Origin of the sequence: Modestobacter sp. VKM Ac-2985 (assembly GCF_026967925.1) — a bacterium.
Lineage (GTDB): Bacteria > Actinomycetota > Actinomycetes > Mycobacteriales > Geodermatophilaceae > Modestobacter.
The window spans coordinates 271,467-292,885 of record NZ_JAPVBI010000002.1; the positions used below are offsets into that span (position 1 = coordinate 271,467).

Sequence of the window (21,419 nt, forward strand, 5' to 3'; positions counted from 1 at the left end):
AGTACCTCCTACAGAAGGAGGGGCCGGAATCGCGACTCCGGCCCCCGGAAGGGGTCGGGTCAGAGGTTGACGTGGGAGAGCGCGCCGGCGAGGACGGCGCCGATGATCGGGCCGACGATCGGCACCCAGGCGTAGCCCCAGTTGCTGTGGGTCTTGCCGCGGATCGGGAGGATGGCGTGCGCGATGCGCGGCCCGAGGTCACGGGCCGGGTTGATGGCGTAGCCGGTCGGACCACCGAGCGAGGCGCCGATGCCGACGACCAGCAGGGCGACGGCCAGCGGCCCGATCTCGGTCGGGGTGTCCCCGAACCGCAGGACGATGTAGACGAGGACGAACGTGCCGACGGCCTCGGTCACCACGTTGTCCTTGACGGTGCCGATGGCCGGCCCGGTCGCGAAGGTGCCCAGCTGGGTGCCGGCGGCGTCCGGGTCGTTGTAGTGCCCGTAGTAGGCCAGGTAGGCGACGACCGCCCCGAGGAAGGCGCCGAGCAGCTGGCCGGCGAAGTACACCAGCGTGCTGGCGATGCTGACGTCGACGCCGGGGGCGTACTCCTCGGCCCCGCTGACCCACAGGCCGACGGTGACGGCCGGGTTGATGTGCGCTCCCGAGGTGGCCGCGGCGAAGACGCCGGCGAAGACGGCGAGCCCCCAGCCGAAGATGATGACGATCCAGCCGCTGCCGTTGCCGTTGGTCTTGGGCAGCACGACGTTGGCGACCACGCCGACGCCGAGCAGCAGCAGGATCCCGGTGCCGAGTACTTCACTGCCGAAGACGGTCCAGAGACCGACGGTGTCCACGAGTAGGCGCTCCTCACGACGGGCCCGCGGCGTCGCGGACCGGGTGGGTCGGTGACGGGACTGTGGTGGTGATCACCACGCGTCCCGTCGTGCGAGGACCGTAGGAGGCTGAGTGTGAGCTGGACAACAGTCGGGGTCCGACATGGTCGTACCGACCGGCTCAGGGAGCTCCCCAGGCGATGCTGAGCTCCACCGCGCGCTCCCAGCACCGGTACTCCGCGGTCAGTGCTCGGGCCCGTTCGGGGGTGGGCGTCCACTGCGCGGACCGGTGCCAGTTCCGGCGCAGCGCCTCGATGTCCGACCACACCCCGACGGCGAGGCCGGCCGCGTAGGCCGCACCCAGCGACACCGTCTCCCCCACCATCGGCCGCACCACCGGGGTGTCCAGCGCATCGGCCACGAACTGCATGAGGAGGTTGTTGGTGGTCATCCCGCCGTCCACCCGCAGGGCCGGCAGCGAGAGGCCGGAGTCCGCCGCCATCGCCTGCACCACGTCGCGGGTCTGCCAGCCGGTGGCCTCCAGCACCGCCCGGGCCAGGTGCCCCTTGGTGACGTAGGAGGTCAGCCCGGCGACCAGGCCGCGGGCCTCACCCCGCCAGTGCGGGGCGAGCAGACCGGAGAACGCCGGGACGACGTAGCAGCCGCCGTTGTCGGCGACCGTGCGCGCCAGGGTCTCCACCTCCGCGGCCGAGCCGATCAGGCCGAGCCCGTCCCGCAGCCACTGCACCAGCGCCCCAGCGACGGCGACGGACCCCTCCAGCGCGTAGCGCGGCGCCTCCCCGGCCAGCTGGTAGGCCACCGTGCTGATCGACCCGGACCGGGTGCGCACCAGCTCGGTGCCGGTGTTCTGCAGCAGGAAGCTGCCCGTGCCGTAGGTGCACTTGGCCTCCCCGGGGGCGAAGCAGGCCTGGCCGAACAGCGCCGCCTGCTGGTCGCCCAGCGCCCCGGCGATCGGCAGCGACCGGTTGAGCGCAGTGGCCTGGCCGAGGATGCCGACCGAGGGTCGGATCTCCGGCAGCATCTCCGCCGGGATGTCGAAGAAGGCCAGCAGGTCGGGGTCCCACCGGCAGCTGCGCACGTCCATCAGCAGGGTGCGGCTGGCGTTGGTCACGTCGGTGACGTGGACGCCGCCGTCCGGCCCGCCGGTGAGGTTCCAGATCAGCCAGGTCTCCATCGTGCCGAACAGCAGCTCACCGCGTTCGGCGCGCTCCCGGGCGCGCGGCACGTGGTCGAGGATCCAGCGCAGCCGCGGGCCGGAGAAGTAGCCGGCGATCGCCATCCCGCTGCGCTCGGCGACCAGGCCGGCGTCGGGTCGCGCGGCCAGCTCCGTCACCAGGTCGGCGGTGCGGGTGTCCTGCCAGACCAGCGCGCGGGTCACCGGCCGGCCGGTCACCCGGTCCCAGACCACGGTGGTCTCCCGCTGGTTGGCGATGCCCAGGGCCACGACGTCCCCGGCGTCCGGCACGTCGCCGAGCACCTGTGCAGCGGTCCGCTGGGTGTTCGCCCAGATCTCCATCGGGTCGTGCTCGACCCAGCCGGGGCGGGGGAAGTACTGGTGGTGCTCGCGCTGGCGGACGGCGACCATCCGGCCGCCCCGGTCGAAGACCAGCGACCGCGTCGACGTCGTCCCCTGGTCGACGGCGAGCACGTAGCGGTCAGCCACTGCTGTGCCCCAGCTCGCGGGACACCGCGTGCGCGGCGTCGGTGACCATGGCCAGCAGCAGGCTGCGCGGCACGCCACGGCCGTCGAACAGCGAGGTCACCGGCCCGCTGACGCCCAGGGCAGCGACCACCAGGCCACCCGCGGTCCGGACCGGTGCGGCGATCGCACCCATCCCCGGCTCGTGCTCGCCCCGCTCGGCCGCCCAGCCCCGGGTGCGCACCTCGGCGAGCTCGGCCGGGGGGGCGGGCGCGTGCGCCATCAGCACCGTGCCGAGCGCGGTGCTGCGCGCGGGCAGGGTGGTGCCGACCTCCAGCACCTGCGCGGAGTCGTCGGGGCGGAAGACGTGGTGGACGACGACGACCTCCGTGCCGATCAGGGTGGCCAGCCGTACCGCGTGCCCGCTGCGGGCGGCCAGGGCGTCTGCCCAGTTCGAGGAGCGGGCCCGCAGCTCGTTCACGTCGAGCGGCGTGCCCAGCCGTAGCAACCCGGGGCCCAGGGCGTAGCGGCCGGTGGCGGGGTCCTGCTCCACGAAGCCGACGCTCAGCAGGGTGCGGAGCAGGCTGTGCGCGGTGGTCTTGGCCAGCCCGACCGCCGCGGCGATGTCGGTGACCCCGAGCCTGCCGCCGGAGCCGGCCACCACGCGCAGGATCGCCGCTGCCCGCTCGATGGACTGCACGGTGCCCGGCACGACGCCCGACGCTAGGCCATCCCGGGCCCGGATGGTGACCCAGCACACCTGGGTTGTCCGACCATGTCAGACAGCGGGCGTCGACGGCCTTCCCGGCGCCGACCTACCGTGGCATCGTGCGCCGTCGTCGGCGACGGCCCGTACCGAGGAGTTCCCCCATGACGGCAGTCCGCCCACTCGGTCCCGAGCAGCGCGCCCAGGCCTGGGCCGACCTCGCGGCCGGCGAGTTCGAGGTCCTGGTGATCGGCGGCGGGGTGACCGGTGCCGGTGTCGCGCTGGACGCTGCCACCCGCGGGCTCCGGACGGCGCTGGTCGAGGCCCGTGACTTCGCCAGCGGCACCTCCTCGCGCTCCTCCAAGCTCTTCCACGGCGGGCTGCGCTACCTGGAGCAGTTCGACTTCGGCCTGGTCCGGGAGGCGCTGCACGAGCGCGACCTGTCGGTCAACCGGATCGCCCCGCACCTGGTCAAGCCGGTGCCGTTCCTCTACCCGCTCACCCACCGCGGCTGGGAGCGGCCCTACGTCACCGCCGGGCTCGCCCTCTACGACGGGCTCGCCCGACTCGGCTCGCTGTCCGACCCGATGCCCGCGCAGAAGCACCTGACCCGGACCGGCGCCCGCCGGATGTTCCCCGCGCTCAAGCCCGACGCTTTCGTCGGCGCCGTCCGCTACTACGACGCCCAGGCCGACGACGCCCGGCACACCCTGACCGTGGCCCGCACCGCCGCCGCCTACGGGGCGACCGTGCTCAATTCGGCCGAGGTGGTCTCCTTCGAGCACGCCGGCGGCCGGGTGGTCGGTGCGCGCGTCCGGGACGTGGAGACCGGCAACGAGGTCGACGTCCGCAGCGAGGTGGTCGTCAACGCCACCGGGGTCTGGACCGACGACATCCAGACGCTGGTCGGCGGCCGCGGCCGCTTCCACGTGCGGGCCAGCAAGGGCGTGCACATCGTCGTCCCCCGGGACCGGATCAACGGCGAGGCGGGGCTGATCCTGCGCACCGAGAAGTCGGTGCTGTTCGTCATCCCGTGGGGCAGCCACTGGATCATCGGGACGACGGACACCGACTGGGAGCTGGACAAGGCGCACCCGGCCGCCAGCCGGGCCGACATCGACTACATCCTCAACCACGTCAACGAGGTGCTGTCCGTCCCGCTGACGCACGACGACATCACCGGGGTCTACGCCGGGTTGCGCCCGCTGCTGTCCGGGGAGAGCGAGTCGACCAGCCAGCTGTCCCGGGAGCACGCCGTCGCCCGGCCGATGCCCGGGGTGATCGCCGTCGCCGGCGGGAAGTACACGACGTACCGGCCGATGGCCGCCGACGCCGTGGACGCCGTGGCCGAGGACGTCACCCGCCGGGTCCCGCCGAGCGTCACCGAGAACATCCCGCTGGTCGGTGCCGAGGGCTACGCGGCGATGGTCAACAGCCTCGACGGGCTCTCCGACCGCTGGGGCATCCCCCGCTTCCGTGCCGAACACCTGCTCAACCGGTTCGGCTCGCTGACCCCCGAGGTGCTCGACCTGGCCGCCGACGCACCCGAGCTCCTCGACCCGGTGCCCGGTGCCGAGGAGTACCTGATGGTGGAGATGGTGTGGGGGTGCGCGCACGAGGCCGCGCTGCACCTGGACGACCTGCTGGCCCGGCGCACCCGGATCTCCATCGAGACGCCGCACCGCGGGGTGGAGTCCGCCGAGCCGGTCGCCCGGGCCGTCGCCGGCGTGCTCGGCTGGGACGAGGAGCGGATCGTCAGCGAGGTGCAGAGCTACACGGCGCGGGTGGAGGCCGAACGGCGCTCGCAGGAGGCCACCGACGACCAGGAGGCCGACGCCGCGCGGATCGCTGCACCGGACACCCGCGCCGTCGCCGTGGGCCGCGCCCTGGGCTGATCCGCCGGGCAGCTGCACACGAGGCCGCCGCCTCCCTGTGGGGAGGCGGCGGCCTCGTCGCGTCCGGCGCCGGGACAGTGACCCATCTCGCCTCCCGATGCACCGGTGTATCCAATACAGTGCTGCATCGTGACCGACGTCGACCTGCAGCGGCCCAAGCGCCGTCGTGAGGCGACCGTCGAGCGGCTGCTGGACGCCGCCCTGGAGACCTTCGCCGAGCAGGGCTTCGCGGCGGCCAGCGTCGAGGACATCTGCAGCCGCGGTGGGCTGACCCGCGGCGCCTTCTACTCCAGCTTCACGTCCAAGGACGAGCTGTTCGAGGCGCTGATGACCCGCGAGGTCGAGCGGGACCTCGCCCGGGTCGCCGAGCTCCTCGCCGGCCTGGCCGATGAGCCGGACCCCCTCGCCGCCGCGGTCGACCGGGTGCTGGGCGCGTTCCGCTGCGACCGCACCTGGGCGCTGGTGGTCACCGAGTACACGCTGCACGCCGCTCGGAACCCCGAGGCCGCGGAGGTGCTGCGCCGGCACGACGAGCAGGTCGGCAGCCGGCTCGCCGACCTGGTCGACCGGATGGCCGCCGAGGCGGGGCTGACCTTCTCCCTGCCGGCGGCCGACCTCATCGGGGCGGCCACCGCGCTGCTCAGCGGGCTCACCGTCATGTCACTCACCGCGCAGGGCGACCTCGAGCCCCTGCGCCGCACCGCCCTGCTCTCCCTCGTCCGCGGTGCCGTGTCGAGCACCCCGACCACCCCCTGACCCGGCTGAACCCAGGAGAACCGATGTCCACCCTGCTCTACCGGATCGGCCGCGCGGCCTATCGCCGTCGCGGGCTCTTCTCCGTGGCCTGGCTCGCGGTCCTCGGGCTCGTCGTGGGGCTCTTCCTCACCATCGGCGGGGAGTTCGACGACGAGTTCACGATCCCCGGTTCGGAGTCCCAGGCCGCGCTGGACCGGCTCGACGACGTCTCGCCGGCAGCGGCGGGGGCGGGTGCGCAACTGGTCTTCGTCGCGCCCGAGGGCGCCACGGTGGCCGACCCCGAGTACGCCGCCGCGATCGGCCAGACCGTGGCCGCCGCCGGCCAGGTCGACCAGGTCGCCGGTGTGCAGGACCCCTTCGCCACCCAGTCGATCAGCCCGGACGGCCGCGCGGCCCTGGCGCCGGTGCAGTACGCGGTGCCGCCGCCCGAGCTCGGGGAGAACGCGCTCGAGGAGCTGCAGGCGGCCACCACCGCCGCCACGGACGCCGGCCTGCAGGTCGAGGTCGGCGGGGCCGCGTTCAACACCGGGGCGGTGACCGTCGGCCCGCTGGAGCTCATCGGTGTCGTGGTCGCCGTGCTGGTGCTGGTGATCACCTTCGGGTCGTTGCTCGCGGCCGGGATGAACCTGCTGACCGCGCTGGTCGGGGTGGGCATCGGGCTCACCGGGCTGCTGGCGACGTCCGGGGTCATCACGCTCTCCTCGACCGCCCCGACGCTGGCGCTGATGATCGGCCTGGCGGTCGGCATCGACTACACGCTGTTCATCCTGTCCCGGCACCGCAGCCAGCTGGCCGCCGGCATGGACCCCGAGGAGTCCGCCGGGCGGGCCGCCGGCACCGCCGGGTCCGCGGTCGTGTTCGCCGGCCTGACCGTGATCATCGCGCTGTCCGGGCTCGCTGTCGTCGGCATCCCCTTCCTGACCGTGATGGGCCTGGGCGCCGCGGGGACGGTGCTGGTCGCCGTCCTGGTCGCGCTGACGCTGCTGCCCGCGCTGCTGGGCTTCGCCGGCGCCCGGCTGGTGCCCAAGCCCGGGTCCCGCGCCGCCCGCCGCGAGCACGCGCTCGCCGAGCACGCCGGCGCCCCGGCGCGCACCGGTGGCGCCCGGTGGGCCGCGATCGTCACCCGCCGCCCGGTGCTCACCGTCCTGGTCACCGTCGTCGGCCTGCTGGTGGTCGCGATCCCGGCGCTGCAGCTGCGGCTGGCCCTGCCCGACGCCAGCACCGCCCCGGAGGAGAGCACCACGCGCCAGGCGTACGACGCGGTCAGCGAGTACTTCGGTCCGGGCGCCAACGGCCCGCTCATCGTCTTCCTCGACGGGCTGGACCCGGCGACGGCCGAGCAGACGGCCGGCCAGGCCGCAGCGGCGATCGGTGGCACGCCGACCGACCAGCCCGGGGAGTTCACCGGCGGACTGGACGACGTCGCCTACGCCCTGCCCCAGGTGCTGGCCGACGGCTCCGCCGCGATCGTCCAGGTGGTGCCCGAGAGCGGTCCGCAGGACGAGGCGACGACCGCGCTCGTGGCCGACCTGCGTGACCTCGCGGACGACCTCGAGGCCGACACCGGCGGCGACGTGACGGTGACCGGGCAGACCGCCGTCGCCATCGACGTCTCCGACCGGCTGGGCGACGCCCTGCTGCCCTTCACCCTGGTCGTCGTCGGCCTGGCGCTGGTCCTGCTGCTGTTGGTGTTCCGCTCGATCCTGGTGCCGATCAAAGCCGCGCTGGGCTTCCTGCTCTCGGTGGGCGCCTCGTTCGGTGCCGTCGTCGCGGTCTTCCAGTGGGGCTGGCTGATGGACGTCTTCGGCGTGCCGGCCACCGGCCCGGTCATCAGCTTCATGCCGATCCTGCTGATGGCGGTGCTCTTCGGCCTGGCCATGGACTACGAGGTCTTCCTCGTCTCCCGGATGCGCGAGGAGTTCGTGCACGGGGCCGCCCCGCGTGCGGCGGTGGTCGCCGGCATGCGGCACGCGTCCCGGGTGGTGGTCGCGGCGGCGCTGATCATGTTCTCGGTGTTCGGCAGCTTCGTGACCATCGAGGACGTGACCGTCAAGGCGATCGCCTTCGGGCTGGCGGTCGGCGTGCTGGTGGACGCCTTCGTCGTCCGGATGACGCTGGTGCCCGCCGTGCTGGCGCTGCTGGGCCGCTCGGCCTGGTGGCTGCCGCGCTGGCTGGACCGGCTGCTCCCCGACCTGGACGTCGAGGGCGCCAAGCTGGGCCGGACCGTCGAGAGCGAGCGCACCCCGGAGCCGGTGGGCAGCTGAGCGGAGGGCAGGGGCGCGGGCCATGATCGGTCCATGAGCGCCCCTGCCCTGGACGTCGCCGAGCTGATCCGTGAGCTGGTGCGGACCCCGACCGTCTCCGGCGACGCGGCCGGTCAACGGGGCCTGCTCGGCCTGGTCGCCGACGTGGCGACAGGAGTCGCCCCGCACCTGCAGCGCATCGAGGGCCCCGACCCCGAGCAGCCGTGGACCCTGCTCACCTCCGCCACCGACCCGGCGAGACCGCGGCTGGTCATCGCCTGCCATGTCGACACGGTCCCGGCCGGCGACCCCGGCGGGTGGCAGCGGGACCCGTTCGGCGCAGACCTGGACGACGGCCGGATCTGGGGCCGTGGTGCCTCGGACATGAAGGCCGGGGTGGTCGCTGCGGTCGCGGCGCTGGCTGCGGCGGACCCGGAGACGCCGCTCGCCCTGCTGCTCACCAGCGACGAGGAGATCGGCTCGCGAGGTGCCGCTGCCGCGGCCGGGGCCGTCGCGGACCTGTCGGTGGGCGCCGTCATCGTCCCGGAGGCAACGGGCAACCGGGTCGTCCTGGGCCACCGGGGCGCGCTGTGGCTCGCCGTCCGGACCCGGGGGGTCGCCGCCCACGGGAGCACCCCGGAGCGGGGACACAACGCGCTGCTGGACCTGGTCGCGGTGCTCGGCCGGGCGGGCCGGGAGCTGCCGCTGACCAGTGAGCCGTTCCTGGGCGCCGAGACCTGGAACCCCGGCGTGCTGCACAGCGGCACGGTGCCCAACGTCGTCCCGGACCGGGCGGAGGTGGTGGTCGACCAGCGCACCGTGGGCACCGGTGAGCGGCTGACCGCCTGGTGGCGGTCTCAGGCGGAGGTGTCGGAGGTCGACGTCCTGGTCGACCTCCCGGCGGTGCGGACGCCGGCCGACGACCCCTGGGTCGCCACCCTGCCCGTGGAGGTGCAGGCTGCGCCGGCCACCTACTTCACCGACGCCTCCGTGCTGACCGCGGTCACCGGCGGGGCGCCGATCGTCGTGTGGGGGCCGGGCACGCCCGCGGTGATGCACGCCGTCGACGAGCACGTCGAGGTGGTCGAGGCGCAGCAGGCCGCCGCCGCGTTCGCCGACGTCCTCGCCCGCTGGCCGCGGTGACCGGTTCCACGTGGAACCGGTCAGCGGCTCGTGCTGGACCGGACGGTGAGGGAGGGCCGTAGCGCCACCCGCGCAGGTGGGGCCTCCTGCGCACCCAGCACCCGCGACAGGAGGCGTACCGCCTCGGCCGCGATCTCCGCCTGCGGCTGCCGGACGGTGGTCAACGGCGGATGGCTCAGCGCGGCGAACGGGATGTCGTCGAACCCGGTGACCAGCAGGTCGCGGGGGACGTCGACGCCTGCCGCCGCGCACGCCTGCAGCATCCCGAGCGCGATCAGGTCGTCGGCGCAGACGACGGCGTCCGGTCGTGGTCCGGCAGCCAGCAACGCGAGGGCGGCCTGCCGTCCCCACTCGATCGAGTACTCGCCCAGCAGGACGTCCCGCTCACGCACGGCGATGCCCAGGCGTGCGGCGTGCCGGCGGAAGCCCGCGCCCCGCAGTTCGGTCGAGGAGTTGGTGAGCTGGGAGCTGACGAACGCGGCGGAGCGGACGCCGCGGTCGGCCAGGTGCTCCATGACCAGTTCCAGTGCGGCGTCGTCGTCGACCCCGACCCAGTCGCTGTCCACGCCGGTGACGTAGCGGTCGACCTGGACCAGGGGCAGCTCGTCCGCGGCCCACCGCACCGCCGTCGTGCTCAGGCTGCCGTGCACCGGGCTGATGATGATGCCGTCGACCTGGCGGGCGACGAGGCTGCGCAGTCGCTGTGCCTCCAGCTCCGGGTCCGACCGGGAGGAACACAGGAAGAGCTGTCGGCCGACGTCCTGCAGGGCGTGCTCGACGTGCTCGACGAGGCCGGTGAAGAACGGGTTGGCGATGCTCGGCACCACCATGCCGACGGTGTCGGTGCGGCTGCGACGCAGCGCACTGGCGATGCCGTTCCCGGCGTAGCCGAGTTCGTCGGCGGCGCGGCGGACCTGGTCGACGACGGCCGGGGAGACCGGCTTGGCCCCGGACAGGGCGCGGGAGACGGTCGCGGTCGACACCTGTGCCCGCTCGGCGACGTCGCGGATGGTGACCCTCCCCACGCACCCTCCTCTGTCGGTCTGCTGACTCCGTCATCATCGCCGACCGCGCGTGCGGGAGCGTGCCGTACGCCCGTGTCGAACAGATGTCACTCGGCTGACCAGCGGAAACACGAATGTAAACGATTGCCTATTGACGCCACCACGGGGTGCGCCACTAGCGTCATCGGGGTCGTGCAATCGATTACCTGAACGGGTGTGGACGTGGCAACGCAGCTCGGTGTGTACCCCCGCAAGCCCTCGGCGATGGCCGAGCTCTTCGGCACGGAGAAGACGCTCGTGGGTGCGGTCCACCTGCCTCCGCTCCCCGGCAGCCCCTCCTACCGCGGTCAGTCGGTGGCCGAGCTGTGCCGGTTCGCCGTCGAGGAGACGCAGGCCTACGTCGGCAACGGCTTCGACACCGTGATCGTGGAGAACCACTGGGACCTGCCGTTCCTCAAGCCGGGGGAGCACGGGTACGAGGTGGCCGCGACGATGGGCGTGATCACCGCCGCCGTCGTCGCCGAGCTCGGCACGAAGGTCGGGGTCAGCGTGCTGTCCAACGCCGGCCAGTGCTCGGTCGCCGCCGCCTGGGCCGCCGGGGCCGGCTGGGTCCGGGTCAACCAGTGGGCCAACGCCTACGTGGCCAACGAGGGGATCATCGAGGGGCAGGCGGCCAGCACCACCCGGTACCGGCACACGATCGGGGCCGACCCGGTGAAGGTCTTCGCCGATGTGCACGTCAAGCACGGAGCGCACGCGATCGTCGCCGACCGCACGCTGGCCGAGCAGACCGAGGACGCCGAGTTCTTCGACGCCGACGTCCTGATCGCCACCGGCTCCCGCACCGGGCACCCGACGTCCGTGGCCGAGGTCGTGGGCATCAGGGACCACACCCAACTGCCGGTGATCATCGGCAGCGGCATCGACCCGGGCAACGTCGGTCCCCTGCTCGCCGAGTGTGACGGCGCGATCGTCGCGTCGGCCGCCAAGGAGAACAGCCGGTGGTGGGGCCGGGTCGACCCCGAGAAGGTGCGCGCCGTCTCCCGGGCCGCCGGACGGTGATCGTCTTCTGCGGGTACGCCAACCTCGACGTCGTCGGACGGGTGCCCCACGTCCCCCGTCCCGACGAGCGGGTGCACGCCGTCACCGTGGAGCACCTCCCGGGCGGGATGGCCGCCAACGCGGCGGTCGCCGCCGCCCGCGCCGGTGCGCAGGTCGCCTTCGCCGGCGTGGTCGGCGACGACCCGCTGTCCGCCCGGTTCCTCGCGGAGCTCACCGCCGAGGGCATCGACACGGGGTGGACCGACCGCACCGGCTTCCTGTCCACCGCGATCGTGCTGGTGGACGGCGCCGGCCGGCGCTCGGTGGTGAGCGAGGACGACGCCCTGGGGCCGGCCCACGTGACGGCGGTCGCCGATCGGCTGGCTGCCGACGGTGGGCTGCTCTACCTCGACGGTTACCGCGCGGCAGAGCTCGAGCAGGCCGCCCGGACCGGGGTCCGCCTGGCCGTGGACCTCGACGGCTGCGACGACCGCGACGTCGCGATCGCCGCGGTGCACGCCGCCGACCACGTCGTCGTCGGGCACCACCGGCTCACCGAGGTCCTGGCGGTTCCCGCTGCCGAGTGGGCGGCGCTCGCCCGCGCCGCGGGCGTGACCCTCGTCGTCACCGACGGGGCCCGGGGCTGGTCGCTGCACGAGCCCGACGGCTCGGTGGCGGCCCGGCCCGCGCTGGACGTCGAGGTCGTCGACGACACCGGGGCGGGTGACTGCTTCACCGGCACGTACCTGGCCGCACTGGCGGCCGGCGCCTCCCCGCTCACCGCGGCGACCCGCGCCGGGGTCGCGGCGAGCCTGTCCTGCACCGTCCCGGGCGCGCGTGCCGCGCCCTCCCCGGCACTCGTCGACGCCGCTCTGGCCGGGTCCCCGGTCAGCTCGTCCGCCACCTGACGCACCGCCCGCACCACCGCTCCCCCGCACCGCGATCCCGCAGCATCCGGCACCGCACCCAGGAGGACCCATGAAGCGACCCCTCGCCCTAGCCGCAGGCGCGTGCCTGCTCGCGCTGGCCGCGTGCGACAGCGCTCCCGCGCCGTCGTCCGACGCCGAGACCGAGGCCGGCGGCGGCACGTCGACCGCCTCGCTGCCGGAGCCCAGCGCCCAGCCGGTCGGCTGCGAGACCGACGAGCCCCTGGAGATCGGGCTGGTGACGATCAACCTCCAGGCGCTGTTCTTCAACCAGATCAACGAGGCCGCGCAGGCGATGGCCGACGAGTACGACGTCGACCTGCAGATCATCAGCGGCAACGACGACTCGGTGACGCAGGCGAACGCGATCAACACGCTGGTCGCCGACGGCGTGGACGCGGTGATCGTGGCCGCGGTCGACACCGAGGGCATCAAGCCGGCCATCCGGGCGGCCGACGAGGCCGGCGTCCCGGTCGTGGCGGTCGACGCCATCGTCGACGACCCGGCGGTGGACGCCCAGGTCGGTACGGCCAACGCCGAGGGCGGGCAGCTGATCGGCGAGGAGCTGCTGGAGCTCTCCGGTGGCGAGGGCGAGGTCGGCATCGTCAGTGCGCTGAACAGCACCATCCAGCTGGAGCGTCAGCAGGGCTTCGAGGAGACCGTCACCGCCGGCGGGATGACCATCGGCACCGTGGTCGACGGCCGCAACATCCAGGAGAACGCCCAGGCGGCCGCGGAGAACCTGCTCACCGGCAACCCGGACCTGCAGTACGTGTACGCCACCGGCGAGCCGGCGCTCATCGGCCTGGCCGCCGGGGTGCGCAGCCAGGGCGCCCAGGACCGGGTGACCGCCGTCGGCTGGGACCTCTCCGACCCTGCCGTCGAGGGCCTGGAGGAGGGCTGGATCGCCGGCGTCGTCCAGCAGAACACCTTCGAGTTCGGCTACCAGGCGATGGCCGCGGCGATCGACCTGGCGTGCGGCAACCCGGTGGAGCGGGAGAACCCGGTCGACATCCAGATCGTGACGCCGGAGAACGTCTCCGAGTACCTGTACTACCTGGAGGGCTGACGCATGGCTGACGAGACCGGGGACCTCCTCGTCGAACTCGAGGGCATCACCAAGTCCTACGGGCCGGTGAAGTCACTGCGCGGGGTCGACCTCACCCTGCGTCGCGGAGAGGTCCTCGGCCTCGTCGGCGACAACGGTGCCGGCAAGTCCACGCTGATGAAGGTGCTGGCCGGGGCCGTGCAGCACGATGCCGGGGAGATCCGGGTGCACGGACGGCCGGTGCGCTTCAGCAACCCCTCGGCGGCGCAGGACGAGAAGATCGGCATCGTCTACCAGGACCTGGCGCTCTGCGACACCCTCGACGTCGCCAGCAACCTGTTCCTCGGCCGGGAACCCCGCACGGGCCCGTTCCTCGACCGGAAGACGATGCACGAGCGGGCCGCGCAGATCCTGGCCGACCTGCACGTCAAGGTCACCAGCACCCACCAGGAGATCGGCACCCTCTCCGGCGGTCAGCGGCAGACGGTGGCCATCGCCCGCGCGGTGTCCTTCGCCCCCGACGTGCTCATCCTCGACGAGCCGACCGCCGCGCTCGCCGTCGCCGAGGTCGAGTCGGTCCTGAAGCTGATCACCGACGTCGCGCGCCGGGGGGTCGGGGTCATCCTGATCACCCACCGCCTGCAGGACCTCTTCCGCGTCTGCGACCGGATCACCGTGATGTACGAGGGGCAGAGCGTCGACGACGCGCTCATCAAGGACCTCGACATCGAGAAGCTCGTCGGTCTGATCACCCGTTCCGCCCCCGGGCAGGAGGAAGCCGCGTGACCACCACGACCACCACCGCACCGCCCGGGGAGTCGGCCACCCGGCTGGCCCAGCAGCAGTCCTGGTGGGAGCGGGTGAACAAGGCGACCCTGGTCATGGCCGGGGTCACCCTGGCCGTCTGCGTCTTCTTCGCCGTCGTCTCGGACGCCTTCCTGACCTTCGCGAACATCTCCAACGTGGCCACCCAGGTGGCGCCGGTGGTGATCATCGGGGTGGCGATGACCTTCGTCATCACCTCCGGCCAGATCGACCTGTCGGTCGGCTCGATCGTCGCCTTCGTGTCCGCGGTCTCCGCCCAGCTGCTGCAGACCGGCTGGGACTCCTCGCTCGTCCTGATCGCCGGGGTGCTGCTGGGCGCCGGGTGGGGCCTGGTGAACGGGTGGTTCACCGCCTACGCCGGGATCCCGGCGTTCATCGTGACGCTGGCGACCCTGTCGGTGATCCGGGGCATCGCGCTGCTGACCACCGAGGGCTTCTCGGTGCCGATCGAACGCTCGACGTTCGTCGCGCAGCTGGGGACGGCGCGGTGGCTCGGCTTCTCCAGCAGCGCCTGGATCGCGCTGGTGTGCGTCGTCCTGGGGATCGTGGTGCTGCACCGGACCCGCTTCGGTCAGTACGTCATCGGCATCGGCTCGGCCGAGGAGTCCGTCCGCCGGGCCGGCGTGAACGTGCGGCGGATCAAGATGCTGGCGCTCTGCCTGAGCGGGCTCGCCGCCGGGGTCGCCGGCCTCCTCATCGCCGCCCGGCTCGGCTCCGGCTCGGCGAACGCCGCCCAGGGCTTCGAGCTCACGGTCATCGCCGCGGTCGTCATCGGCGGGACCAGCCTGTTCGGCGGGCGGGGCACGGTGGTGGGCACGCTGATCGGGGCGATCCTGACCGGCGTCATCGCCAACGGGCTCACCCTGATGGGCGTCAGCCCGTTCCTGACGCCGATCATCACCGGGACGGTGCTGCTCGCCGTGATCTGGGTGAACCTGCGCGGCAAGGACATCGGCGGGGCACTGCGTGGCCTGGTGGGCGGCCGGTGAGCACGGTCCGCACCGTCTCAGGCGACGTCGACTCGGCCGACCTCGGGCTGGTGCTCCCCCACGAGCACCTGGTCAACGACAACGCCGTGGCCTTCCGCCCGGCGGCCGACCAGCGGCTGCGCCGCCTGCTGGACGCCCCGGTGTCGGCGGACCTGGCCTGGCTGCTGGCCGACCACCCGTACGAGAACGCCGACAACTGCCGGCTGGACGACCTCGACGCGATCGCCGCGGACCTGCAGGTGTTCGCCGCCGTCGGTGGGCGGACCGTCGTCGACCTGACCCCACCGGGGATCGGCCGCGACCCGGAGCGGCTGCGCGCACTGTCCGAGCGCACCGGTGTGCAGGTGGTCATGGGCTCGGGCTGGTACCTCCAGGCCAGCCACCCGGCGCACCTCGCGACGTCCACGCCGGATCAGCTGGCCGCCGAGCTGGTGGCCGAGTTCGACCCCGCACACGACCTCCGCCCCGGGGTGATCGGCGAGATCGGGGTCTCCCCCGCCTTCACCGACGACGAGCGGACCGCACTGCGGGCCGCCTGCCGGGCCCAGCGCGAGGTCGGGGTGCCGCTGTTCGTGCACCTGCCCGGCTGGCTGCGGCGCGCCCACGAGGTGCTCGACGTCGTGCTCGACGAGGAGGGGGTCGACCCGGCCGCCGTCGTCCTGTGCCACATGGACCCCTCCGGCGGGGACCCCGACCACCAGCGGTCGGTCGCCGCCCGGGGGACGTTCCTGGAGTTCGACATGGTCGGCATGCCGTTCGACTTCCCCGGGGAGGGGCGGTCGCCGTCACCGGCGGAGACCACTGCCGCCGTCGTGGCGCTGGTCCAGGCCGGGCACGGCTCCCAGGTCCTGCTCTCGCACGACCTCTTCCTCAAGGCGATGCTGCGCCGCTTCGGCGGCAACGGGCTGGCCTACGTCCCCGTCGTCTTCGCCGACCGGCTGCGCGCTGCCGGCCTCGCCGACGACGTGGTGGCCGCACTGATGACCGACAACCCGCGGACGTTGTTCGACGGCGCCGCACGGAAGGAACGCTGACCGATGGCCCGGATCCTGATCGCCGGTGAGAGCTGGATGACCACCTCGACACACGTCAAGGGGGTGGACGAGTTCTCCGTGCACTCCTACGTGGAGGGCGTCGGCCCGCTGCGGGACGCGCTCACCGGTCGCGGCCACGTGGTGGAGCACCTCCCGGCGCACCTCGTGCCGACCCGGTTCCCGGGGGACGCCGCAGCGCTGTCCGCCTACGACCTCGTGGTGCTCTCCGACATCGGCGCCAACTCCATCCAGCTGGCGCCCCAGGTCTTCGAGCGGTTCGAGCCCGGGCAGGACCGCCTCGCCGCGCTGCGCGACTGGGTCGGCGAGGGCGGTGCGCTGCTGATGATCGGCGGCTACCTGTCCTTCAGCGGTTTCCAGGCGCGGGCGGCGTTCCGGCAGACGGCCATCGCCGAGGTGCTCCCGGTGACGATGCTCCCCGAGGACGACCGGGTGGAGAGCCCGGCCGGCATCGTCCCCACCGTCGGCGACCCCGGCCACGCCGCACTGGGCGGCGCGGGCGCCGACTGGCCCGGACTGCTCGGGTACAACCGGACGGTCGCCAAGGACGGCGCCGAGGTGCCCGCCCGGGTGGGTCAGGACCCGCTGGTCGCGCTGGCCCCCTTCGGCGCAGGCCGGGCCGGGGTCTTCACCTCCGACTGCTCGCCGCACTGGGCGCCGCCGGCCTTCTGCGAGGAGTGGCCGGGCTACGCGGACCTCTTCGACGGCCTGGCGCGCTGGCTGGTCCGCGGGTGACCGGCAGCCGCTCGGCGCGGCTGGTCGAGCGGCACGCCGGCCTGCTGGACCGGGCCTGTGACGTCCGGTTCGTCCGGGAGGCGACGGCGGGCACGCTCCCCGCCCCCGACTTCGCCAGGTACCTGCTCGTCGAGGAGGCGTTCGTGCTGACCGCGGCCCGGGTCCTCGGCCGGGTCGTGTGGGAGTCGGACGGCTGGGCGGAGCTGCTGCCGTCCGCCCGGTCGCTCACCAACCTCGTCACCGAGCAGCGCGACTACTTCGCCGGCCTGCGCCACCGCTGGCCGGTCGAGGACGCACCGGCGACGCTGGCGCGTGCGGCGGTGCTGTCGGAGGTGGTGCTGCGGCAGGTGACCGAGGCCGGGCGGCCCGCCGCGCTCGCCGGGATGCTCGCCGCCGAGACGATGTACGCCCGCTGGTGCACCGCGGCCGCCGCGCAGCCGGCCGACCGGCACCCGGACCTGCAGGCGTGGATCGAGCTGCACGCCGAGCCGGCCTTCCTCGGGCAGGTGGCGGCGCTGCGTGACGACGTCGACGCGCTGCCGCCGGAGCTTGCCGACGACACCGCCCTGGACCGCTGGTTCGTCGCGGTGCTGGAAGCGGAGATCGCCTTCCACGACGCCGTCCACGGCTGACCCGGGTCCCGGTTCCACGTGGAACCGGGACCCGGGGGCAGGATGGGGCCGACGGCGAGGAGGCCCGACGTGAACGAGTTCGATCTGGTGCTGCCGACGGCGGTCGACGTCCGCGAGGTCGGGATGCGGGACGGGCTCCAGCTGGAGGACCCGGTCCCCCTGGCCGGCAAGCTCGCCATGCTCGAGGCGCTGGTGGCCACCGGCGTCCGGCGGATCGAGGTGACCTCCTTCGTCTCGCCGAAGGCGGTGCCCGCCCTGGCCGACGCCGACCAGGTCGCGGCCGAGCTGCACCGCTTCGACGGCGTGCACTTCTCCGCCCTGGTGGCCAACCCGCGCGGCGCCGTCCGCGCGGTGGACGCCGGCATCGCACACCTGGAGTACGTCGTCTCCGCCGCCGACTCGCACAGCCGCGCCAACGCCGGCCGCTCCACCGCCGAGGCGGTCGCCGCGGTCGGGGAGATCGCCGAGCTCGCCCACGGCGCCGGCGGCTCCCTGGAGGTCATCGTCGCCACAGCCTGGGACTGCCCGTTCGACGGGCGGACGCCGGTGGCCCGCACCGTGGACGTCACCCGGGCCGCGGTCACCGCCGGCGCCGACCAGCTCTGCCTGGGCGACACGATCGGCACGACCACCCCGGCCCGCGTCGTCCGGCTGCTCGACGAGGTCCGCCGGGCCTGCCCGGGGGTGCCGCTGGGCGTGCACTTCCACGACACCCGCGGCACCGGCCAGGCCAACGCCCTGGCGGCCCTGCAGGCCGGCATCACCCAGCTCGACGCCTCGGTCGGTGGCCTGGGCGGGTGCCCGTTCGCCCCGGGCGCCAGCGGCAACATCGCCACCGAGGAGCTCGTCTACTGGCTGGCCGACGCCGACGTGGCGACCGGCATCGACCTGGCCGCCGTCCTGGCCGCGGCCGCGGTCACCGAGCGGGCCGTCGGCCACGAACTGCCCAGCTCCCTGTACCGGGCCGGCGGGCGCAACCAGCCCCGTGGCGCGTTCCTGCCGGCCTGACCATGGGTGACCGGTCGCACGGTGCCCCACCGGGTCGCGCGTGATGGGATCGACGCTGTGAACCCAGGTGCGGACGTCCCCCCGGCAGTGGTCGACCCCGCCGTGATGCGCGACGTGCTCGGGCACTTCGTCTCCGGCGTCACCGTGGTGACGGCGATGACCGTCGACGGCCCGGTGGGCTTCACCTGCCAGTCGTTCAGCTCGCTGTCCCTGGACCCGCCGCTGGTCGCCTTCGCCCCGGCCCGCACCTCACGCACCTGGCCGCTGCTCCGCGCGGCCGGCAGCTTCTGCGTCAACGTCCTCGCCGACTCCCAGAGCGGCCTCTCCCGGCAGTTCGCCCGCTCCGGCACCGACAAGTACGCCGGGGTGCAGTGGGCGCCGAGCCCGCACGGTGCCCCCGTGCTCGCCGACGTCGTCGCCTGGATCGACAGCGAGCTGTGGGCCGAGTACGACGGCGGTGACCACACCATCGTCGTCGCCCGGGTGCTGGACCTCGGCGCCGATGCCTCCCGTTCCCCGCTGCTGTTCCACCGCGGCGCCTACGGTCTCCAGCAGGCCCGGCTGGAGACCGACGAGCACTGATCCCGGCGGAGCGCCGGCCCCGCTAGTCGAAACGCAGGGCGAGCACGGCGACGTCGTCCCGGCGGTCCGGGTCCGCGCCGACCGCGTGCAGGCACAGCGCGGCCGGGTCGTCGTCGACCGGGGCGTCGCGCAGCCGCTGTACCAGGGCGGCGATCCCCTGGTCCAGGTCCTCCCCGGGCCGTTCGATCAGCCCGTCGGTGTAGGCCACCAGCGTCGCCCCACGCGGGATGCTCACCGCGCGGGACCTCCGCCGGTGCAGGACGTCGACACCGATCAGCATCCCGGTGATCCCGTCGAGCATCTCGACCGTGCCGTCGACGTGGCGCAGCAGCAGCGGCGGGTGCCCGGCGTTGGCCAGTTGCAGCCGCCAGGGCTCGCCCTCGGCGCTGGGCCGCTCGACCCGGCCGTAGATCATCGTCGCCATCCGGGCCACGTGCAGGCCCTGCACCAGCCGGTCGACCCGGCCGAGGATCTCTCCCGGGTCGCCCTCGCCGGCGTCCCAGGCGCAGGCCCGCAGCAGACCGCGCAGGTGCCCCATCGCCGCGGCTGCGGCGATGTCGTGCCCGACGACGTCGCCCACGGCCAGCCCCACACTGCCGTCGGGCAGGTGCAGCAGGTCGTAGAAGTCGCCGCCGACGTCGGCGGCGCTGGACGCGCTGAGGTAGTGCGCGGCAGCCACGACGCCGGGGATCTCCGGCAGCTCCGGCAGCAGGGAGCGCTGCAGCGTCTCGGCGACGCTGTGCTCCTGCTGGTAGAGCCGCACGTTGTCCATCGCCATGGCCGCCCGGCGGGAGAGGTCCCGGGCCAGGTCGACGTCGTCGGTGCCGAACCGCCGGTCCTGGGTCTCGGCGACCAGGGTGAGCGCGCCGAGCGTGCGGCGACGGGCCACCAGGGGGACGGTGAGCTGGGAGGAGGTGCCCAGCTCGGCCATCACCGCGCGCAGCGCCGGGTCGGGCGCGGCCCTGAGCAGGATCTCGTCGGTGATCTCCGGGACGAGCACCGGCTCACTGGACCGGAGGACCCGGCGGATGGGGGCGGCGTCGGGCAGGTCGGCGATCCGCAGCGCGGCGAAGCGTCGCAGCTCCTCGGTCATGCCCCGCCGGTGGGCGGAGGAGGTGCCGGTGACCGCGCCGTGCTCGTCGACCAGGGTGAGGAAGACCCAGTCGGCCAGCAGCGGTACGCACAGCGAGGCCAGCCGGTCGAGCAGGTCGTCCATGTCCAGCGTCGCGCTGAGGGTGCTGGTGGCCTCGGCCATCAGCGCCAGCCGGCTCTGCGCCCGCTCGGCCTCGACCCGGGCGGCGTCGGCGGCGGCGTGGGCCTCCTCGGCGTCGCGGCGGGCGGCCTGCTCTGCGGCGAACGCGGCCTTGCGGTCGTCCTCGACCCGCACCCGTTCGGTCACGTCGGTCTGGACGCCGACGAAGCTCACCAGCTCGCCCTCGCCGTCGAACACCGGGCTGATCGACAGCTGGTTCCAGAAGGCCGTGCCGTCCTTGCGGTAGTTGAGCAGCGTGGTGGTGACCGGCTGCTCGTCGCGCAGCGCCTGGCGCAGGTCGGCGATGGCCTTCTCCTCGGTCGCCGGGCCCTGCAGGAAGCGGCAGTTGCGCCCGACGCTCTCCTCGTAGGTGTAGCCGCTGATCCGCGTGAAGGAGGGGTTGACCCACACCAACGGGTCGTCCTCCTGCCGGGGGTCGGTGATGGTGAAGGCGATGTCGGTGGCGACGACGGCGCGCTCCCGCAGCGCCTGCAACTGGGCCTCGGGGTCGGCCGCATCGGTGGGCCCGTCGAGCTGCAGGAAGACCACCAGCGACATCCGCTGCTCGCTGTCGTCCCGGGACAGCGGGAAGCCGCTCACCCACAGCACCTGGTCGCCGTCGAGCTCCTCGTCGGCGGCCCGCCGTTCGTCCGAACTGCGCCGGGGGTTGAGCCGGACGGCCTCGCCGGCGACCAGCCGGCCGGCAGCGACGTCGGACAGCGGTCCGGCCGACCGCGCCAGTGGTGCACCGGACAGGTCGGTGAGGCCGGCCGAGGCCCCCCAGGTGTCGACGCCGACCGGCAGGCGCACGTTCCCGGCCAGCTCGATCGCCGCGGTGTTGGCGTAGGTCACCGTGCCGGCGGCCTGGTCGATGACCAGCACGGCGACCGGGACGTCGGAGAGGACACCGGGCAGCGCCGCCTGGGCGCCGCGCTGGGTGTCAGTGCCCGCGACGATCGCCTCGGCGGCCCCGACGACCGATGCCTGCTGGCGGCTCCGCTCGTCTGCCTGCTGGCGGCTCCGCTCGTCCTGGCCGGACGAGGCCGGGAGGACCTCGGTCAACGCTGCGGCGGCCTCGGGTGGCACCTGACGGGTGCCCGGGCCCCCGGGTCGTCTGTCTGACGGCACCGAGTGATTTTAGGAGAT

The 21,419-nt window shown here is 73.7% G+C and carries 19 protein-coding genes; 14 read left to right on the forward strand and 5 right to left on the reverse strand.

The window, feature by feature from the left end:
* Positions 1 to 59 precede the first annotated feature (59 nt).
* The 3 genes from O2V61_RS10520 to O2V61_RS10530 form a co-directional block, all read right to left on the reverse strand.
* On the reverse strand, positions 60 to 797 hold the full coding sequence (locus tag O2V61_RS10520; protein ID WP_269183258.1) for an MIP/aquaporin family protein: 738 nt from the start codon (positions 795 to 797) through the stop codon (positions 60 to 62).
* 160 nt (positions 798 to 957) lie between these two features.
* Positions 958 to 2,460: a glycerol kinase GlpK gene (gene glpK / locus O2V61_RS10525; RefSeq protein WP_269183259.1), complete on the reverse strand. Its 1,503-nt coding sequence runs from the start codon at positions 2,458 to 2,460 to the stop codon at positions 958 to 960.
* A complete protein-coding gene (locus O2V61_RS10530) occupies positions 2,453 to 3,148 on the reverse strand; it encodes an IclR family transcriptional regulator (protein ID WP_269183260.1) in 696 nt (231 codons plus the stop codon). The genes glpK and O2V61_RS10530 overlap by 8 nt, the downstream gene beginning before the upstream one ends.
* Positions 3,149 to 3,306: 158 nt before the next feature.
* Here O2V61_RS10530 and O2V61_RS10535 point away from each other — a divergent pair, with 158 nt between their 5' ends.
* From O2V61_RS10535 to O2V61_RS10550, 4 genes are all read left to right on the forward strand, one after another.
* A complete protein-coding gene (locus O2V61_RS10535) occupies positions 3,307 to 5,037 on the forward strand; it encodes a glycerol-3-phosphate dehydrogenase/oxidase (RefSeq protein WP_269183261.1) in 1,731 nt (576 codons plus the stop codon).
* A gap of 129 nt (positions 5,038 to 5,166) precedes the next feature.
* Positions 5,167 to 5,793, forward strand: coding sequence for a TetR/AcrR family transcriptional regulator (locus O2V61_RS10540; RefSeq protein ID WP_269183262.1), 627 nt, complete (start codon positions 5,167 to 5,169; stop codon positions 5,791 to 5,793).
* 23 nt (positions 5,794 to 5,816) lie between these two features.
* A complete protein-coding gene (locus O2V61_RS10545) occupies positions 5,817 to 8,057 on the forward strand; it encodes an MMPL family transporter (protein ID WP_269183263.1) in 2,241 nt (746 codons plus the stop codon).
* 33 nt (positions 8,058 to 8,090) lie between these two features.
* Positions 8,091 to 9,179, forward strand: coding sequence for a M20 family metallopeptidase (locus O2V61_RS10550; protein WP_269183264.1), 1,089 nt, complete (start codon positions 8,091 to 8,093; stop codon positions 9,177 to 9,179).
* A gap of 20 nt (positions 9,180 to 9,199) precedes the next feature.
* Here O2V61_RS10550 and O2V61_RS10555 read toward each other — a convergent pair whose 3' ends face one another.
* Complete coding sequence (locus O2V61_RS10555; RefSeq protein WP_269183265.1) at positions 9,200 to 10,204, reverse strand: LacI family DNA-binding transcriptional regulator; 1,005 nt, start codon at positions 10,202 to 10,204, stop codon at positions 9,200 to 9,202.
* A 201-nt stretch (positions 10,205 to 10,405) separates the two neighbouring features.
* On the opposite strand from O2V61_RS10555, the gene O2V61_RS10560 reads away from it, so the two are divergent.
* The 10 genes from O2V61_RS10560 (at position 10,406) to O2V61_RS10605 (ending at position 19,021) form a co-directional block, all read left to right on the forward strand.
* A complete protein-coding gene (locus O2V61_RS10560) occupies positions 10,406 to 11,245 on the forward strand; it encodes a BtpA/SgcQ family protein (protein WP_269183266.1) in 840 nt (279 codons plus the stop codon).
* A complete protein-coding gene (locus O2V61_RS10565) occupies positions 11,185 to 12,132 on the forward strand; it encodes a carbohydrate kinase family protein (protein ID WP_269183267.1) in 948 nt (315 codons plus the stop codon). The genes O2V61_RS10560 and O2V61_RS10565 overlap by 61 nt, the downstream gene beginning before the upstream one ends.
* A gap of 70 nt (positions 12,133 to 12,202) precedes the next feature.
* Positions 12,203 to 13,219, forward strand: coding sequence for a substrate-binding domain-containing protein (locus tag O2V61_RS10570; protein WP_269183268.1), 1,017 nt, complete (start codon positions 12,203 to 12,205; stop codon positions 13,217 to 13,219).
* A 3-nt stretch (positions 13,220 to 13,222) separates the two neighbouring features.
* A complete protein-coding gene (locus tag O2V61_RS10575) occupies positions 13,223 to 13,984 on the forward strand; it encodes an ATP-binding cassette domain-containing protein (protein ID WP_269183269.1) in 762 nt (253 codons plus the stop codon).
* Positions 13,981 to 15,012: an ABC transporter permease gene (locus O2V61_RS10580; protein ID WP_269183270.1), complete on the forward strand. Its 1,032-nt coding sequence runs from the start codon at positions 13,981 to 13,983 to the stop codon at positions 15,010 to 15,012. Before O2V61_RS10575 ends, O2V61_RS10580 begins: the two co-directional genes overlap by 4 nt.
* Complete coding sequence (locus tag O2V61_RS10585) at positions 15,009 to 16,046, forward strand: phosphotriesterase family protein (RefSeq protein WP_269183271.1); 1,038 nt, start codon at positions 15,009 to 15,011, stop codon at positions 16,044 to 16,046. The genes O2V61_RS10580 and O2V61_RS10585 overlap by 4 nt, the downstream gene beginning before the upstream one ends.
* Before the next feature lie 3 nt (positions 16,047 to 16,049).
* Positions 16,050 to 16,799: a glutamine amidotransferase gene (locus tag O2V61_RS10590; RefSeq protein ID WP_269183272.1), complete on the forward strand. Its 750-nt coding sequence runs from the start codon at positions 16,050 to 16,052 to the stop codon at positions 16,797 to 16,799.
* Positions 16,796 to 17,431 (forward strand): TenA family protein, encoded by a 636-nt coding sequence (locus O2V61_RS10595; protein WP_269183273.1) that lies wholly within the window; start codon positions 16,796 to 16,798, stop codon positions 17,429 to 17,431. Before O2V61_RS10590 ends, O2V61_RS10595 begins: the two co-directional genes overlap by 4 nt.
* A gap of 69 nt (positions 17,432 to 17,500) precedes the next feature.
* Complete coding sequence (locus O2V61_RS10600; protein WP_269183274.1) at positions 17,501 to 18,439, forward strand: hydroxymethylglutaryl-CoA lyase; 939 nt, start codon at positions 17,501 to 17,503, stop codon at positions 18,437 to 18,439.
* 57 nt (positions 18,440 to 18,496) lie between these two features.
* Positions 18,497 to 19,021 carry a flavin reductase family protein gene (locus tag O2V61_RS10605; RefSeq protein WP_269183275.1) on the forward strand — a complete coding sequence of 175 codons (525 nt, stop codon included), beginning with the start codon at positions 18,497 to 18,499 and terminating at the stop codon, positions 19,019 to 19,021.
* A 22-nt stretch (positions 19,022 to 19,043) separates the two neighbouring features.
* Here O2V61_RS10605 and O2V61_RS10610 read toward each other — a convergent pair whose 3' ends face one another.
* A complete protein-coding gene (locus O2V61_RS10610; protein ID WP_269183276.1) occupies positions 19,044 to 21,401 on the reverse strand; it encodes a SpoIIE family protein phosphatase in 2,358 nt (785 codons plus the stop codon).
* Between the last annotated feature and the right edge of the window lie 18 nt (positions 21,402 to 21,419).